Origin of the sequence: Ulvibacterium sp. (assembly GCF_965248315.1) — a bacterium.
Taxonomy (GTDB): Bacteria; Bacteroidota; Bacteroidia; order Flavobacteriales; family Flavobacteriaceae; genus Ulvibacterium.
This window is the reverse complement of record NZ_CBDFIX010000002.1, coordinates 873,344-889,892: the sequence shown is the minus strand read 5'-3', so window position 1 is coordinate 889,892 and position 16,549 is coordinate 873,344. Positions and strand designations below refer to the sequence as shown.

Below are 16,549 nucleotides of genomic sequence, written 5' to 3'. Positions count from 1 at the left end.
AGCGATTTCCCCTAGTTCGGTAATTCCGTGTTAAAATTTAGGTCGTATCAAATCCTTATCCAAGTTCATTTTGTTTTTACCGATTCCAATTCTATAAATGTAATGATCCTGCTTGGCACAAACAACCCTTAAAAGTGGCGGATTTTACCTCATCCGTATAATCATTGCTTTTGTAGCTTTGATTCCTATGGAGTTGGAAAAATTCGAGGAAATTAGAAATCGTTTCTGTGCCACATACACAGATGTGACCGAAGGTAAAATGATGAGCTCCCCAGCAATTCACTATAAGAAAAAGGTGTTCGCCTTCTTATCGAGAAAAAATAAAATGGTGTTCAAGTTCGGAAAGGATTATCCCATTCATCATCTAGATGTCCAAATTCAGGAATTCAGCCCTTTTAAAACCAAGAAACCTTTAACAGGTTGGTATGAGGTAGGTTTTAGTGAAAATCAGAAGTGGGAGGGTTTTACTGAGATAGCCCTACGGCTAATGGAAGAAAAAAGTTGATATTATGAATTACTCCGGCCGTTTTGTCCATAAAGCAAAAACACGATCGTCATTAACATAAGAAACTATAAAAATTCTAAGAATGATTACTCCCGCTTACACCTCTTTTTTTAAGGAACTGCAAAAAAACAATCATAAGGAATGGTTCCATGCCAACAAAAAAAGGTATGAAGATGACGTTAAGGCCCCGTTCATAGGTTTGCTCGAGGAAATACTTCCCCTATTGGCACAATGGGACGACCGCATTCTACCGGATCCCAAGAAAGCGATGTTCCGTATTAATCGTGATGTACGATTTTCAAAGGATAAATCGCCTTACAATCTCATCATGAAGGCCGGGTTTTCCCCTAATGGGAAAAAATCGGAACTACCAGGTTACTATTTGGGTATTGATGCGGAAAACGTACATGTGGGTGGTGGCCTTTTTATGATCAGCACCCCCCAGCTCAAAAAAGTAAGAAATCAGATCGCTTCGCGAACGGACGATCTTCTTAACATTATTGAACATCAAGATTTTAAAAATGCCTTTGGTCAACTTAAGGGCGAAAAAGCAAAACGCTTGGATAAAAGCCTGATGGCGACTGCGGAACAAACAAAACATATTTACAACAAACAGTTCTATGCCTTTGCCGAATTTCCAATTGAGCCATTCTTTGGTTCTGATGCATTAACCAATGAGATTCTAAGCCATTTTGAGGCCATAAAACCTTTGAATTCCTATTTAAACCAGTCGTTTGACTAAAACCCAATTTATTAATCAAAAAAAGAAGACAAATGAGTACACAAGAAGTTGCGGACAAGTTGATAAGCTTCTGCAGGCAAGGACAATTTTCAGAAGCCATTAATGAGCTCTATGGACAGGACATTGTAAGCGTTGAACCGGATGGGGCTCCCGAGAAAGAAGTTCGTGGGCTAGAGGCCGTAAAACAGAAAACGGAAAATTTTAACAATATGGTGGAGGAAGTACATGGAATGGAAATATCCGACCCACAAGTAGCGGACAAATTCTTTTCATGTACCATGAAAATGGATGTTACCTTCAAAGGAGCACCTAGGACCACTATGGAAGAGATTTGTCTCTATAAGGTTGAAGATGGAAAAATTGCCTATGAGGAATTCTTCTTTACGCCCATGAACCCGGGTGGGTAGTCCAAAATATCGACGAAAACTATCAAAAAGGGGCTTTCTTCCGACAGGTATGAGAAGCCCTTTTTATGATTATCCTGCGAAGAAACGTTCCAATTCCTGTAAGGTCTCGGTTGAGGTTTGGATATCCTTTACTTTTTCGCCTTTGTCCAGTACTACGATGCGCTCACAGACCTCCGTTATATGAATGAGGTCATGGCTCGAAATTAAGACCGTAGTTTCCCTATTGTCCGTTAAGTCCTTAATAATCCCTTTTAAACGAATCTGGGTGGTCGGATCAAGATTGGCGAAGGGCTCGTCCAATATGACCACCTCAGGGCTTCCAATAAAAGAGGCCACAATACCGGCCTTTTTTTGATTGCCTTTGGACAAATCCCTTAGGTACTTCTTTTGTTCCAGAATTTCGCCCTTAAAGAAATTATCAAATTTGGACAAAAGCGCATCTACATCTGCTTTGTTCCAATGACGAAGCTCCCCGATAAAATAGAAGTATTCCTCTGGCGTCAAATACCCGATTAAAAAGGTTTCATCAATAAATGAAGTGGTAAAGGGTTTCCATGCCTCACTCGTATCTACACGAACATCATGATTTAGAATATGACCTGTAGTGGGTCTTATTAAATCCAGTACAATACTAAAAAATGTCGTTTTCCCAGCCCCGTTGTTGCCGACCAATCCGAAACTTTGCCCTTTGGGAATTTCCAATCGTTCCAAATTTAAAACGATTTGGTTTCCGTATTTTTTGGTCAGATTTTGTGCAATAATCATGGGGCAAGTATCTTGTTTTAACTAACTATTTTTTTCCTTAAATCCAGCTATCATACCGTATTTCTTTTTTCTATAAAGCTCAGTAATGCCATTCAAAAGCTTTTTTCGGAGGACAAAACCCAATAGGCCCAATACGGTCATAACGGTAAGCCCAACCTCAAAGGAAACTAAAAGCTTAAAGAGGGCGAAAATTAGCACAGGAAGCCCCAATAAAGGTACAATAACCAAAAATTGTGCGGCTCCGGTGCCCTGCATGTTGGAAAAGGCGCTTTTGTCCAAATCGATACGCTTTTTGTTCAAAGAACCAAAAAGTAGTATTACCGGAATATTTACTCCTAGGTTATAGATTGCAGCACTGAGGTTAATGGCCAAAGCTTGCCAACCAAAATACACGTATGGAATAGATAGTAGAAACATGATAACAATGCTAAACGAAATCAATCTTGCCTTGGACTCCAGATATTTCCGCAACGGTATGTTCTGGGACATTAGCATGCCGTAGTATGCACTATCCCAAGCCGGGACAAATTGGCCAAAATTGGCCAAAAAAATACCCGTAATAAAAATACCTGCAAATACCATCATACTAGAGGTAAGTGCAAAATCACCCATTGTGTAAAATACCAATCCATATAAAATCATGGCCAAAGATATAAACACTTGCGTTTTTGTTCTTTTATTGCGCCATATCATCCTTAGATCCAGTTGCAAAAATGGGGCGATACTTCCAAAATGTTTGGTCCATGTCAAATCTGAGGTAATGACCTCTTTGGCTTTTTCGCCAAGGGAGGCATCCAAAAAAATTCTTCCCTTCAAAAACCTATAATTAATACTATAAGCCAATATAGAAAGGAATAGAGGAATGATAAAAAGCAATTGATATTCATAAAATGCATAAAAGATAGTTCCTATATAATCGGCAATGTGAAGAATTCCAAAATATTCCAAACCAAAGAGTGAAATCAGTAGTACCGCCAAAATAATAAATGCCCTATCGCTCTTATTGATGATAAAATTAATGTAGTTCACCATTAGGATTAGAAATACAACTGAAAGCAACCAAAAGCCCACATTTATAGTGGGATATCCTTGGGTTAAAAGCACTATGGAAAAAGGAACAAATATGAACAGGCCCATAAAATTATAGAACGACATTCCAGACCTACCCAAGATGTAATGGGTGATGGCACTTTTCTTTATGGGCAACACAAGCAAGGGCTTTACTTCCATTACTGGAAGTTTTTGCATGAAGTACCGGATAAAAAGTTCAGTGAGCAACCAGTAGGGCATAAATTCGCTCAATTTGCGCAAAGGATCCGTCTCCGGAAAAATCTTCTGTAAAAGGAAAAAAAGGCCAGACCCCGCCAAGATTAGTGAGACCATCATGTAAATACCAAAGAAAAGCATCAAAATTTTTAGGGCAAGCCCCTTTCCCAGGGAGGCCGACCTAAAAAATGACTTCCATTGCAGATTGATGAAGTATTTGAACATCTCGAGTAGGGTTCTTTACAGCAAGTTAGTGCAGCGAATACCATATTTGTTACTATTAGTTGTTATTTTTTTAACATTCCGGTCCAAAATGGGAATTCCTTTATGTAGTTTTGCACAAATTTTTTTGAATATGCCCAATTTCCATCCTCTAACTGTAAAGCATATAAAATCATTAACTCCCAATTCGGTGGCAATTACCCTGGAAATTCCCAAGGACTTATTGCAGACCTTCGATTTTGATTCGGGACAATACATAACCATCAAAAAGGAAATAAAAGGAAAGGAATTACGAAGGGCCTACTCCATTAGTTCATTGCCAAAAAAGAATACTATTACCATTGGCGTAAAAAAAGTGGACAAGGGTGGGTTTTCGGATTATGCAAATACTAAATTGACCGAAGGAGAAGTGCTGGAAGTTATGCCTCCTGAAGGCCGTTTTGTGTTTAAAGCTTCGGATACTCCAAAAAATATTGTTGCCTTTGCCGCTGGCAGTGGGATTACACCTATTATGAGCATTGTTCGTACGGTCTTGGAAAGCCATCCCAAAAATCAATTCGTATTGGTCTATGGGAATCGATCCTATGAAGAAACCATGTTCTATACGGATCTAGTAAAATTGCAATTGGATTATACCAATCGTTTTTTTGTCTACTTTATCAACAGTCGTGCCCATGAGAGCGATTCCCTATTTGGACGTATCGATGTCTCCACCGTTAACTATGTATTAAAGAACAAGCACAAAAATGTTGATTTTGATGCCTATTATCTGTGTGGGCCGGAAGCTATGATCAATCTTGTAAGCGATACACTTAAGGAGAAGGAGGTACCTGAGGGAAAAATCCATTTTGAGCTATTTACCACTACGGAGATTTTGGATGAAATACCGGAAACCGCCGAAGGGCAGACCCAACTTACCGTAGTTCTTGAGGACGAGGAATTTGTATTATCCATGGATAAAAAAACCCTTGTGTTGGACGCTGTTCTAAAAGAAAATATAGATGCTCCCTACTCGTGCCAAGGCGGTGTATGCAGCAGTTGTATTGCAAGGATTACCGAAGGGAAAGCGGAAATGGTAAAGAACCAGATTTTAACGGACGGTGAAATTGAGGAGGGGTTTATCCTTACCTGCCAGGCACATCCCACAACCCCAACCCTAACCGTAGATTACGACGATGTCTAAAAATAACTGGATGTCTATTTCTTTTAAGAAGTAAAAGGCAAAAAAAAGGAGTAGGCTCCTAAGATTTACGTTCTAAATCTGACTTTGGCAGAAAAATCAAGTCCAAACCCCTTGCTTTAAAAAAGACCATTTGGTTGGTAAGCAAGATGTATCTGGTATTCTTTGGTCAGTTATGTGCATTTTATCGAACCCTTTGGTTAAATCCCCTGTTTTTCAAAAAATCGTAAAGGTCTAATGATTGTTTTAAGGGACGATTTAGTCGGTTTGCTTAAGTTCCCTTTCCAGGGTTTCCATGGCCACATCATATCCCATTATATAGGCCTTTTCAATCCCTGTACGGTCCAGCACGCCTATTTTTTCTAATTCCTTGTACTCCAATAGCAAATCACAGGAGCGTAATTTTTTCTTGTTAATGGCATAAATCATAAGGCTCGTTACCCTGCCTGTAAGCTGTATGGAGTTTTTAAGGGCATTTTTATGAAGTTCTCCCACGACCGATACATTACTTCCGATTACATAATCCGCACTGTACTGTAGGGGTTCTGAAGGAAAGTTATTCATTATGCCCCCATCCGCGTATAGTCTTCCCTTAAGCTCCACAGGACTAAAAACCGGAGGCAAGGCCGCGGATGCCAATAAGGGCCGTATCAATTCGCCTTCAGAAAAAAATTGTTGCTCTCCTTTCTGAAGATCGGTGGCCACTACATGTAAGCCCTTTTCCAATGAGTCGAAGGTGTCTTGAGGGAAGTATCCCTTAAAAATTTCAAAATAGCGATCCGTATCGATAAATCCTGGTTTAAGAATGGTCAAAAAATTGTACTTGAACAAAGGGGTTTCCTTAAAAAAGGAAAGCATATCCGAAACCGAATTTCCATTGGCATACAAAGCCCCGACCAAGGCCCCTACACTACTTCCACTGACTACTTGGGTGGAAATTCCCAATTCTTCCATAGCCCGTATAAGTCCTATATGCGCCATGCCCCGTACGCCACCTCCTGAGAGTACCAATCCAATAGTTAGATCGTTCGTAAGCAACTTCGTTCCCAAAACCCCCATTTTATATGCAAAGCTACTTAAAAGTCATATGCGTTACATTTAACCTAAAACAAAATATTGCTTATTCCATTATCCAGAATTCCTATCTATAAGTCCTACCAGTTGTGCCTTCTCCGTTACTCCGGAATGCCTCCAGATTACCTCCCCCTTTTTGAAAAGTATCAGCGTGGGTACTCCCTTTACCTGAAATCTGTTGGCTATATTTTGGTTTTTGTCCACATCAATTTTTATAATCTTGGCCTTTTCCCCCACTTGCGCGGCTACCTCCTTAAGAATAGGGGCCTGCATTTTGCAGGGTCCGCACCAATCTGCATGGAAGTCGACCAAAACTGGCTTTTCCGATTGTATCAAATTCGCAAAGTTTCCTTTCATTGTTTATCGCTTTTGAGCCTCTAACGGCTATTTTGAATTTCCCTTAACAGTTCCTTTTGTCTGGGGGTAAGCTGCCTAGGCAGTTGTATATTGATAGTTACGAACAGATCTCCATATTGTCCCGGTTTCCCATATTTAGGCATCCCTTTGCCCCTTAAACGGATGGTCTTGCCATTTTGGGTACCTTCCTTGATCGGAATCTTAACCTTACCGGATAGGGTTATCACATCTTGTTTCCCTCCCAAAAGGGCTTTGAAAACATCCACGGACAAATTCATATGTAGATGATCTCCTTCTCTCCTGTAGATGGCATGTTCCCGTACCCCAATGGTAACATAAAGATCTCCGGCCTGTCCCCGGCTTCCTTTTTGACCTTTGCCCTTGGCCCTCAATTGCAATCCCGTATAGGCCCCAGGCTTAATTTTTAGTTTTATCCTTTGCCCGTCCCATTCAAGTACCCGTTCCGTTCCGTGATAGGCTTCGGTAAGATCAAGGGTTACCTCGCCCGATACATCACCGCCTGGGAAACCATATGAACCTCCGTTCCGGGCACCATTACCGAAAAAAGCTTCGAAAAAATCCGAAAAACCACTTCCACCACCGAAACCGGAATCTGCATTCGCATAGGCATATCGTTGTCGATTTCTATAGTGTTGGTATTGGCTACGTTGCTGCATAAATTCATCATAGCTGGCGCCGGACTTTTGAAATTGTTCCCAATCTGAACCTAGGGCATCATATTGTTTCCGCTTTTCGGCATTTCCCAACACCTGATAGGCCTCGGAAATTTCCTTGAATTTTTCTTCGGATGCCTTATCTCCCTTCGTTTTATCCGGATGATATTGTGTAGCCAATTTGCGATAGGCCTTTTTGATATCCTTATCGCTGGCGTTCCTGTCTACATTTAATATGCTGTAATAATCCTTAAACTTCATATATCTCCTATGGATTTATCGGCCAAAGTACCTTATACTTTATATCCCAACCTATGACCCCCATCATATCGGAAAATTAAAAAGGGGGCGTTGTTCGCCCCCTTTTCATTATGACCCCATTCCAAAGGCATAATAGTGTTTTCCGGGACGGTCTTCGTAAACTCCCTCCAGCATTACGCCGCCCTCCTTGTTTTCCAAGGCTTTGGCCACGTCTTTTATATCAACTACTTTTTTACCATCAATATGTGTAATAATAAAGCCTTCCTGCATTTGGGTCTCCTTGCGCAACTTTCCAGTGTAAAGATGGGTTACTTTTACACCTCCATCCAAATTCAGTTTTTTGGCTTCTTCCTTTCCGAGGTTCTCAAAATCGGCACCCAAAAGGTTTAAAACTTCTTTCTTTTCCTTTTTTACAATTTCGGTACTCCCTTTGGCATTTTCCAAAACCACATCGAATTCCTTCATCGTACCACCTCTATTGACCGTAACCATAACCTTATCCCCGGGCCTATGACGGGCAATGATTTCCTGAAGTCTAGGGGAAGTCAAGGTTTCATTTTCATCTACTTTTATAATAATATCGCCCTTTTCGATACCTGCTTTCTCTGCGGCACTATCCTCACCAACGTTTTCCACCCAAACCCCTTTGGTGAAGTCTACATCTTTTTCCTTGGCCAAATTACCGTCCATAGTCCGTATGGAAACCCCTAACATACCTCTTTGTACGCTTCCATATTTCAAAAGATCCTCCACTACTTTGGATACGATATTGCTGGGTACTGCAAATCCATAACCGTTATAGGTACCGGTTCTACTGGCAATGGCTGTATTGATACCGATAAGATTGCCATCCAAATTTACCAAGGCACCTCCACTATTCCCAGGATTGATGGCCGCATCTGTTTGGATGAAGCTTTCCACCGCAAATTTTTCCCGGTTGATGTTAATATTTCGGCCCTTGGCACTTACGATTCCTGCAGTTACCGTAGAAGTAAGACTAAAGGGATTGCCCACGGCCAAGACCCATTCCCCAATTTGAACATCATCGGAGTTTACCAAGGCCAAAGGATTTAAGTTATCCGCCTTTATTTGGATAAGGGCCAAATCCGTCGTTGGGTCTGTCCCGATTACCGTTGCCTTATAAGTACCATTATCATGTAAGGTAACCTCTATTTCATCCGCGTTGGCAATTACATGGTTGTTGGTTACGATATACCCTTGATCATTGATAATAACACCAGATCCGGTCCCATACATGGGCTGGGGACGCGACCCCTCACCTCTGGGTAAATCCTTGAACATATCCCCAAAGAAATCCTTGAAGGGATCGGGCAATTGGCGATATTCCTCTTCTCCCCCATATCTTGCTCCGCTTTGAGTGGATTTAATGTTTACCACAGCATCCAAGACCTTATCGACCGTCACTGTAAAGTCCAAGGGTTTTAGATTACCCTCTTTGTCTGCCGTATACAATACATTTTTCCCTTCCGTTCCCTGTACCTGCTGAATGGTCACCGGTTTCTCCTTGACCAAAAGATAACCTCCAATGGCGCCAAAGCTTACCATCAAGGCTATCAAGGCAGCGAAAAAATAAACTCTTATTTCTGTTCGATGATGATTTCTATTTTTCATAATCCGAGTTTGTTTTAATTACTTGTTCGTATTCATTGTTATGACCCGACTACCCTTATTTCTTCTAGGACATGGACAGACATCAGCTGAAAATCGGTCGTTTTTACATGACAAAATGTCAAAGGGTTGTTTTGGATTTATTCCCTACCTGTTTGTCGGCTCCGATGAAAACCAATCTTCGATCATTCATAATATCCTAAAATATCTTTTTAGCCATGAAGCCTAAAAAAGTGAGCCCTATAAACATCAGCAATGATACATCAAACGTGAACTTTTCCATAATCCAATAGTTTAAAAGAACATAATAGTCGGAGTGGAAGGGACAAATCCTATGCCAGAAGCCAAAGTCATATTATTAAAATTTTTCTAAAATTTTATTTGCCCATAGGCTTCCCAAAACCGACTATCAAGTCCTTTTGTCTTATGTGTAATCACATATTTGAAATATTCCTGCATTTGGTCGTTCATAAAGCTCATTTGTCCTTTCATTGCTCTTTTGTATTCCACTTAGAATAACTCGGACAGACTATCCGGTCCAATAAAACATTTAAAGTGTTGTAATTAACCTTTTCCCTTTTCGACCGATAACACGAATACTATTTGTTGTAATTTTATTACCATAAATTAAATAATGGTACGTGATACCCATCAAAAAACAGCGATACTTCTCTTTGCCAATTCTGGTAGGGAAGAGTTGAAGCACAAACCTGTTGAAAATGGGGCGGGCCTTTTTGATGAACTGACAAAATACACTTTGGGCGAGGTCGAGAAGACGGGATTGCCTTTTTTCCATCTCACGGAAAAGCATCAAAAGGGAGATTCTTTTGGGGAGCGTTTTGCCCATGCCATTCAAGCAATTTTTGATAAAGGCTATGATAGTATCATTACCCTTGGGAACGATACTCCGCATCTTCACTGCACCCACATTCAAGAAGCACATGCACAGCTCAAATCCAAAAAGCTGGTCCTTGGGCCTTCTGTGGATGGCGGGTTTTATCTTATGGGCATACCCCGGTCACAGTTTCATGCCGTTTCTTTTGCCAATTTACCCTGGCAGACCTCCAAGCTGTTCAAAGCGATTATCGATTGGGCGGATATTGGGGAAGAGGAATTGACCCGGTTACAGCCTTTGATCGATTTAGATCAACTTCATGATGTACGGAATCTGCTATCCCGTTTCCGTACTTTCCCGAAAGCCGTTCTTCGGTTGCTTATCCAAATCTTATACCGAAGAGTACAAAAGTATGGCTTCGTACCTACTTCGATCGATTCTCATTTTCTTCACATCCCTTTTAATAAGGGTTCTCCCGCTCCGCTAACAGTTAGGGTTCGATAAGCGTTACGGCGCTTGCATCACCAAAAAATCATTCTTAAATAAAATTATGGGTACAGGTTTATGGCCTTGATTGGCCTATTCCGGGTTCAATATTCAATACATATCTATATAAAAAATTATCATGGCAAATACGTATTATGACGCAGCGGATTTAAGAAAATTCGGAAAAATTACGGAATGGAGCGAAGAACTGGGAAACAAGTTTTTTGAGTATTACGGAAAAGTGTTTGAGGAAGGTGCCTTAAGTGCACGTGAAAAATCATTGATCGCATTGGCCGTTGCACATGTGGTCAAATGTCCCTATTGCATCGATGCCTATACAAAGGATGGTCTACAACGTGGTATCACCAAAGAAGAAATGATGGAAGCCGTACATGCAGGGGCGGCCATTGAAAGTGGTGCCACCTTGGTACACGGTGTGCAAATGATGAACAAATACAATAAACTAAGCATGTAGAATGGTTGGCTGTTGTTAGTTGAAAGTAATCTTACCCATGACCTAACAACACGTAACCGGTGATTAAGAACAAAAGTATGGCTACAAAATCATTAAAAGCTAGGCAAAAGGACCTTGCCAAGACCAATAAACAGTTGGAAATTCTGAATGGCGGTATCTTTGCCGAAGGAGAGCTTCCCTATTTTAAGGACAAGCTTGCCAACATTGGACATTACCCATTGCGACCCAAAAAACTGGAGATTTTACAAATCAACGTGGGGTATATGTGTAATCAGATTTGTGAGCATTGCCATGTGGACGCCGGCCCTGACCGAAAGGAAATCATGACCCGTGAGACCATGGAGCAATGCTTGGAAGTTATTCGCAATACAGGTGCCCACACCCTAGATCTTACGGGAGGAGCCCCAGAAATGAACCCGAATTTTCGATGGTTTGTTGAAGAAGCTGCCGAGGCGGGGATTCAAGATTTTATTGTACGATCCAATCTGACCATCATTCGTGCGAACAAGAAATACTATGACCTACCCGAGTTCTTTAAGAAGCATAGTGTGCATGTGGTCTCTTCCATGCCGCATTACACCCGTGGAAAGACCGATAAGCAACGCGGCAATGGTGTTTTTGACAAAAGTATCAAGGCATTACAGGAATTGAATGCCGTTGGATACGGCATGCCCGGCCGGGATTTGCGATTGGATCTAGTGTATAATCCATCGGGAGCTTATTTACCCGGAGACCAAGCAGCATTGGAAAAGGACTTTAAAAAAGCGCTGGATGAAGATTTTGGTATCCAGTTCCATAATCTGTTTGCCATTACAAATCTGCCCATCTCCCGTTTTTTGGACTACCTCATCGCCTCTGAAAACTATGAGGATTATATGTATGCATTAGTAGAGGCTTACAATCCTGCAGCGGTAGAAAATGTAATGTGTACCAACACCATTTCGGTAAGTTGGGATGGATGGCTGTATGATTGTGACTTTAATCAAATGTTAGGACTTAAAGTTGATAGCAGAATAAAGCACATCAAGGATTACAATGAGGACATATTGAATGATCGAAACATCATTATTTCACAACATTGTTACGGGTGTACCGCCGGAGTGGGGAGCAGTTGCCAGGGTACCGTGACCTAGGAAATCTTTCCTCCGTAACCATATTCAATAATAAAGCTTCGCGAAAGGCGGAGGATATTTAAAAAAGAAAATTTTATGAGTTATTTACAAGCTACGAACGACCTTTATAAAGAAGCGGCACTGACGCCTGATGTAGGCCTGTGCTGTACCACCAATCCTATATGGGAATTACCGGAACTGAGCATACCAAAAATCATGCAGGAAATGAACTATGGCTGCGGTAGTACGGTGCATGCCAGAGATCTCGTCAACAATCCAAAAATATTGTACGTTGGAGTCGGTGGTGGAATGGAGTTATTACAGTTCTCATATTTCAGTCGTCAAACATCAGGGGTCATCGGCGTGGATGTCGTTGATGAAATGCTGGAAGCCAGTCGAAAAAATTTTACGATTGCCGAAGAAGAAAACGATTGGTTCAAATCCGAGTTTGTAGCGTTACGAAAAGGAGATGCCCTGAATCTTCCGATAGAAGACAGCAGCATAGACGTAGCTGCCCAGAATTGTTTGTTCAACATCTTTAAGGAAGACGACCTAAAACGGGCCATTGAAGAAATGTATCGTGTGTTGAAACCACAAGGCAGGCTCGTGATGAGCGATCCCGTTTGCGAGCAAGGGATGAACGAGGACTTGAGAAACGATGACCGGTTAAGAGCCTTGTGCTTAAGTGGAAGCCTACCCATACATAAATATATTAAGGCGTTGACCGATGTAGGTTTTGGTACCATTGAAGTAAGGGCCAGGAAACCATACCGCATCTTGGATCCAAAAAATTATCCTACCGATGAATTGATTTATATCGAGTCCATTGAGGTAGCTGCAATTAAAGACCCTATACCAGATGATGGCCCTTGTGTATTTACCGGAAAGGCGGCCATCTATTATGGTAGCCAAGACTATTATGATGACAAAAAAGGGCATATCCTATTAAAAAATCAACCCTTGGCAGTTTGTGATAAAACAGCGGCCACTATAGCTGCTTTGGACAGGGACGATATTTTCATCAGTGAGTCAACCTATCATTATGATGGTGGAGGCTGCTGCTAAATAAGGACTATTCCTGCGTTTTAAAGGCTACTGGTTTCAATTCAGATTCCCATGTGTGTGTTGTTAAACTGATATTCATTGCACTTAAACCGACTGCTTGGTCGGTTTATTTTTTTTGAAAAGGGTGCGTTCATCGAGATTTTGTCAATTGAACGATTTTTTCTGTGGCTTTGTCCTTAAATATTGAGCCAAATTGAGGTTCGAAGGTTCTTTGTCCTAGACTCAACGGTCTTTTTAACCCAAAACACAAATCTTATGGACAAAAACCTAAAACGTATGGCTACCATGCAACGTATGCAAGTCACAGGCTTGGAATTGTTTTACAAAAAAGGATATTACAATACCAGCGTAGATGACATTCTTAAAGAACTTTCCCTTTCCAAAGGTGCATTTTACTATCACTTTAGTTCTAAGGAGGATTTCTTCATTCAAATCGTGGAGAATCTCGTGGTTCGAAAAATTTATAGTATGCTCATAGAGCCCATTGAAGGACACGAAAACCCTTTGGATCTTATAACCAATTGTTTTGAGGACGCCTTGGAGACTGCTGTTCATAACGAGCTTGATTATGGTTTTGTCTTGAGCAACTTTATCAATGAGTTCAATGGAAGGAATCCGAAAATCATGAAACATTTGAGCGATATCCTTAAAATATGGGAAGTAAACTTGGTTTCTTCTATACAGAAGGGTAAGTTTAATGGTCATATCGATAGGCATGTGGACGCCGAGGGTGTAGCAATTTATTTGATGAGCTCATACATCGGTATCCGTACCTTAATGGTAGAAATGGCCCCTAGTGCCCGTAAGTACCGTTTTATGACACAATTGCGTCAGTATTTTAAATCCATTCAAACCAAGCCACAGACGGTATAACGGAAAACTACTTCTTAAAGCATAAGGATTCTATTTTTTCCACAACCGTCTTAGCTGAAATTGTGCGCATGACATCCTTATACTCTGTGGGACACTTATTACCATAGACGGAGGTTGGAATAAAAGGGTACTCATCTCTATTGGATAGCAGCGCATTATCGCTATCCTGACCAAAGGGAGCAAACCCTGCATGGGGGTGGGTAATGCCCCAAAGCGTAATAACCGGTATACCGTACATGGCAGCCAGATGACCATTTCCACTATCCATAGAAAGCATAATATCCAAGTTGGAAATCAAGGCCAATTCGTCCCCAAAGGAAAGCTTTCCTGCCACATTGATGCACTGATCAAATGAGTTTGCCCAGGTATCCAAAAACTGGATTTCTTTTTGGCCGCCACCAAAAAGCATGATTTTATACCTATCGGTTTTTAAGATTTGACATATAACATCCTCCATTAAATCCAATGGGTACTGTTTTCCCGAAAAGGCGGCAAAAGGAGCTATTCCCAACCAGTTCCGTGTTTTGGGATTTATAAGTTCAATGGTTTTGTTCGATAGTTTTTCTTTATGTAATGGAATGGGATTGGACAAATCCAACGAAAAACCATGTCTTGCAAATACATCTGCATAACGTTCATGAGTTGTCTTCAAGGGTAGGAAGACTTTGTTCTTTTCCCGAGTTAAAGCTTTTTTTTCCTTTCTTCCTTTGTCTATCTGATAAAAGGGAATTTTACAAAAAAAAAAGAATCGTTTTAAAACTTGGGTCCTCAAAACATTGTGAAGATCGGCTACCGCATCTATACTTTTTCCTTTCAGCTCTCCGTATAACCTCCACAATCCCAGAAATCCTTTATGTTTTCCTTTGAAATCCGCTTCATGGATTTTCACATTTGGTAATGAAGCGAACATAGGAGCAAAAAAAGTACGGGTCAATACGGTTATCCTTAAGTTAGGATATTGCTGCACTAAAGCGGAAAGAACAGGAACGGTCATCGCCACATCGCCCATGGCAGAGAGACGGATTACCAGAATATGTCGGGTGTTATTTTTGGGCACGAAGGACCGGGTTTAGTTCCTCGTCATTGTACATCTTCATCTGTTTGTAGACCTTCATAAATTTTCGTCCCGCCTCTATATCGGCCAATAATTGGTCTATTGCCATGGAAAGGTCCTTTTTCTGCTCCTGCAATACCATCAATTTAGCTGTACATTTTTCAACATGTTCCGGTGTGGCGTCCGTACGTTCCACCTCGACCTTCATATGATAGATCTTAAGCGCCAAAATGGAAAGCCGATCGATTGCCCATGCCGGACTCTCGGTATTGATAGTTGCGTTCTTCAAGATTTCGGCCGATCGGTATTTATTCAAAAAATAACTGTCGATATACTCTACCAAATCTGTTCGGTCCTGATTACTTGCATCAATCTTTCGCTTTATTTCCAAGGCCTGGTTTGGTTTAATGTTCGGATCGCGAATAATATCCTCATAATGCCATTGTACGGTATCTATCCAGTTTTTTCGGTATAATAAATGAGCGATATCATCTTTGGGGTATCGATTTTCAAAAGGTTGGTCTACCTCATCTTCAATATGATAATTTCGGATACTTTCCTCAAAAATTCCGAAGGCGAATTCACTGAACATAATTTGATGCTTTTTTCAAATATACCTCATTTATTTTAAGATCAAACCGATAAAAAAGACCATAATCGGAATGAAAACCGAAAGCATTAAAATAATCTCCTTGACGTTCGGTCGCTTTATGGATTCCAAGTAATTGGTCATGAAAACTACAGCAGGAAAGAAGGTTAAAATTACCGGGTATGTATTTTCGGAGGTAGTCAAGATTTTTAGAACAATGCCAATACCAAACGAAAGTGCTATGAGACGCATAGTAATTATTTTACCCAATCCGGACTTGCCTAATTTTATGAAGGCCAACAAGGCGGCCAACGAAGTCGCCAAAATATAAATAATCAACCTAGTGCTATTGTTCCAATCAAAAAAGTACTGCGAATTGAAATTAACGGAAAATTTATAATGCTCGCCCAACAGATGAGGTTTTTCTATCAAGATCAAAACACAGTAGGCAATAGCAAAAACCGTAAAAATTCCGGCAAATGGCACTAACCAATTCCTGATGTTCTTAGGTTCATAAATATATATTGCCGCTAAAACAAGAAGTAAATAAAGAATGGCCCAGTTGTAGAACAGACTAGAAGTCATAATCCAAATTGTAGCGTCAAAAATCTTCAATTTTATATTTCTAAGGGACTTAAGGCTTATTATTCTTCGAGTTGCCAGAAGCAAAAAGAAGCTGCAAAGTATGGCACTACTATCGGTCATAGTTTCCGGAAAAATCAACATAAGCATGGCATAAAACAGCAAAGCATAGGAATTTGTGCCGGTGATTTTATTTCTATGACAAATAAAATTGACTACAAACAAGCTGAACAGAAGCGCCCCTAAAACAAATAGCTGCCAAACCAATTCCTCAGGAGCGTGGCCCCTGCTAAATAGTAAAAAATGTGCAAGCCAGTAAAAAACAGCTAGGAAACCAAATACAATGACGTAGTTTATAGGTTTTGTTTTTTCAAAAATGCTTGAAATCATCCCGGC

At 40.7% G+C, this 16,549-nt stretch carries 18 protein-coding genes; 9 read left to right on the top strand and 9 right to left on the bottom strand.

Translation table 11 applies throughout. The annotated features are described in order from the left end of the window. Positions 1-112 precede the first annotated feature (112 nt). The 3 genes from ACP2AF_RS05280 (at position 113) to ACP2AF_RS05270 (ending at position 1,654) form a co-directional block, all read left to right on the top strand. Positions 113-505: a hypothetical protein gene (locus ACP2AF_RS05280; protein WP_425235194.1), complete on the top strand. Its 393-nt coding sequence runs from the start codon at positions 113-115 to the stop codon at positions 503-505. Positions 506-587: 82 nt separating this feature from the next. Continuing rightward, a complete protein-coding gene (locus ACP2AF_RS05275) occupies positions 588-1,247 on the top strand; it encodes a DUF2461 domain-containing protein (RefSeq protein WP_425235193.1) in 660 nt (219 codons plus the stop codon). 32 nt (positions 1,248-1,279) lie between these two features. Then, positions 1,280-1,654 (top strand): SnoaL-like domain-containing protein, encoded by a 375-nt coding sequence (locus ACP2AF_RS05270; RefSeq protein ID WP_425235192.1) that lies wholly within the window; start codon positions 1,280-1,282, stop codon positions 1,652-1,654. Positions 1,655-1,723: 69 nt separating this feature from the next. Here ACP2AF_RS05270 and ACP2AF_RS05265 read toward each other — a convergent pair whose 3' ends face one another. Both ACP2AF_RS05265 and ACP2AF_RS05260 read right to left on the bottom strand, forming a co-directional pair. Further along, on the bottom strand, positions 1,724-2,419 hold the full coding sequence (locus ACP2AF_RS05265; RefSeq protein WP_425235191.1) for an ABC transporter ATP-binding protein: 696 nt from the start codon (positions 2,417-2,419) through the stop codon (positions 1,724-1,726). A 21-nt stretch (positions 2,420-2,440) separates the two neighbouring features. Beyond that, positions 2,441-3,910, bottom strand: coding sequence for a DUF5687 family protein (locus ACP2AF_RS05260; RefSeq protein WP_425235190.1), 1,470 nt, complete (start codon positions 3,908-3,910; stop codon positions 2,441-2,443). 130 nt (positions 3,911-4,040) lie between these two features. Here ACP2AF_RS05260 and ACP2AF_RS05255 point away from each other — a divergent pair, with 130 nt between their 5' ends. After that, on the top strand, positions 4,041-5,090 hold the full coding sequence (locus ACP2AF_RS05255; RefSeq protein ID WP_425235189.1) for a 2Fe-2S iron-sulfur cluster-binding protein: 1,050 nt from the start codon (positions 4,041-4,043) through the stop codon (positions 5,088-5,090). Positions 5,091-5,345: 255 nt separating this feature from the next. On the opposite strand, the gene ACP2AF_RS05250 is transcribed toward ACP2AF_RS05255, so the two are convergent. From ACP2AF_RS05250 to ACP2AF_RS05235, 4 genes are all read right to left on the bottom strand, one after another. Beyond that, positions 5,346-6,137: a patatin-like phospholipase family protein gene (locus ACP2AF_RS05250; protein WP_425235188.1), complete on the bottom strand. Its 792-nt coding sequence runs from the start codon at positions 6,135-6,137 to the stop codon at positions 5,346-5,348. A gap of 78 nt (positions 6,138-6,215) precedes the next feature. After that, the gene (trxA, locus tag ACP2AF_RS05245; protein ID WP_425235187.1) at positions 6,216-6,518 is read right to left on the bottom strand and encodes a thioredoxin; all 303 of its coding nucleotides are present in this window, start codon (positions 6,516-6,518) and stop codon (positions 6,216-6,218) included. A gap of 20 nt (positions 6,519-6,538) precedes the next feature. After that, on the bottom strand, positions 6,539-7,453 hold the full coding sequence (locus ACP2AF_RS05240; RefSeq protein ID WP_425235186.1) for a DnaJ C-terminal domain-containing protein: 915 nt from the start codon (positions 7,451-7,453) through the stop codon (positions 6,539-6,541). A gap of 108 nt (positions 7,454-7,561) precedes the next feature. Further along, complete coding sequence (locus ACP2AF_RS05235; protein ID WP_425235185.1) at positions 7,562-9,085, bottom strand: Do family serine endopeptidase; 1,524 nt, start codon at positions 9,083-9,085, stop codon at positions 7,562-7,564. A 631-nt stretch (positions 9,086-9,716) separates the two neighbouring features. Between ACP2AF_RS05235 and ACP2AF_RS05230 the strand changes: the two genes are divergently transcribed. From ACP2AF_RS05230 to ACP2AF_RS05210, 5 genes are all read left to right on the top strand, one after another. Next, positions 9,717-10,421 carry a TIGR04282 family arsenosugar biosynthesis glycosyltransferase gene (locus tag ACP2AF_RS05230; protein ID WP_425235184.1) on the top strand — a complete coding sequence of 235 codons (705 nt, stop codon included), beginning with the start codon at positions 9,717-9,719 and terminating at the stop codon, positions 10,419-10,421. 121 nt (positions 10,422-10,542) lie between these two features. Then, positions 10,543-10,878: an arsenosugar biosynthesis-associated peroxidase-like protein gene (locus tag ACP2AF_RS05225; RefSeq protein ID WP_120709940.1), complete on the top strand. Its 336-nt coding sequence runs from the start codon at positions 10,543-10,545 to the stop codon at positions 10,876-10,878. Positions 10,879-10,955: 77 nt separating this feature from the next. Continuing rightward, complete coding sequence (gene arsS, locus ACP2AF_RS05220; protein WP_425235183.1) at positions 10,956-12,011, top strand: arsenosugar biosynthesis radical SAM (seleno)protein ArsS; 1,056 nt, start codon at positions 10,956-10,958, stop codon at positions 12,009-12,011. A gap of 75 nt (positions 12,012-12,086) precedes the next feature. Continuing rightward, entirely contained in the window at positions 12,087-13,055 is a 969-nt protein-coding gene (gene arsM / locus ACP2AF_RS05215; RefSeq protein WP_425235182.1) for an arsenosugar biosynthesis arsenite methyltransferase ArsM, read from the top strand. Positions 13,056-13,310: 255 nt separating this feature from the next. Then, complete coding sequence (locus ACP2AF_RS05210) at positions 13,311-13,928, top strand: TetR/AcrR family transcriptional regulator (RefSeq protein WP_425235181.1); 618 nt, start codon at positions 13,311-13,313, stop codon at positions 13,926-13,928. Positions 13,929-13,935: 7 nt separating this feature from the next. Here the strand turns inward: ACP2AF_RS05210 and ACP2AF_RS05205 are convergent, their stop codons facing one another. Genes ACP2AF_RS05205 through ACP2AF_RS05195 form a run of 3 tightly spaced genes read right to left on the bottom strand, consistent with a single transcriptional unit; the run spans position 13,936 to position 16,543 of the window. After that, complete coding sequence (locus ACP2AF_RS05205; RefSeq protein ID WP_425235180.1) at positions 13,936-14,985, bottom strand: glycosyltransferase family 9 protein; 1,050 nt, start codon at positions 14,983-14,985, stop codon at positions 13,936-13,938. Continuing rightward, the gene (locus tag ACP2AF_RS05200) at positions 14,972-15,574 is read right to left on the bottom strand and encodes a DUF4254 domain-containing protein (protein ID WP_425235179.1); all 603 of its coding nucleotides are present in this window, start codon (positions 15,572-15,574) and stop codon (positions 14,972-14,974) included. Before ACP2AF_RS05200 ends, ACP2AF_RS05205 begins: the two co-directional genes overlap by 14 nt. 30 nt (positions 15,575-15,604) lie before the next feature. Further along, positions 15,605-16,543 (bottom strand): DUF6427 family protein, encoded by a 939-nt coding sequence (locus tag ACP2AF_RS05195; RefSeq protein WP_425235178.1) that lies wholly within the window; start codon positions 16,541-16,543, stop codon positions 15,605-15,607. Positions 16,544-16,549: the final 6 nt, after the last annotated feature.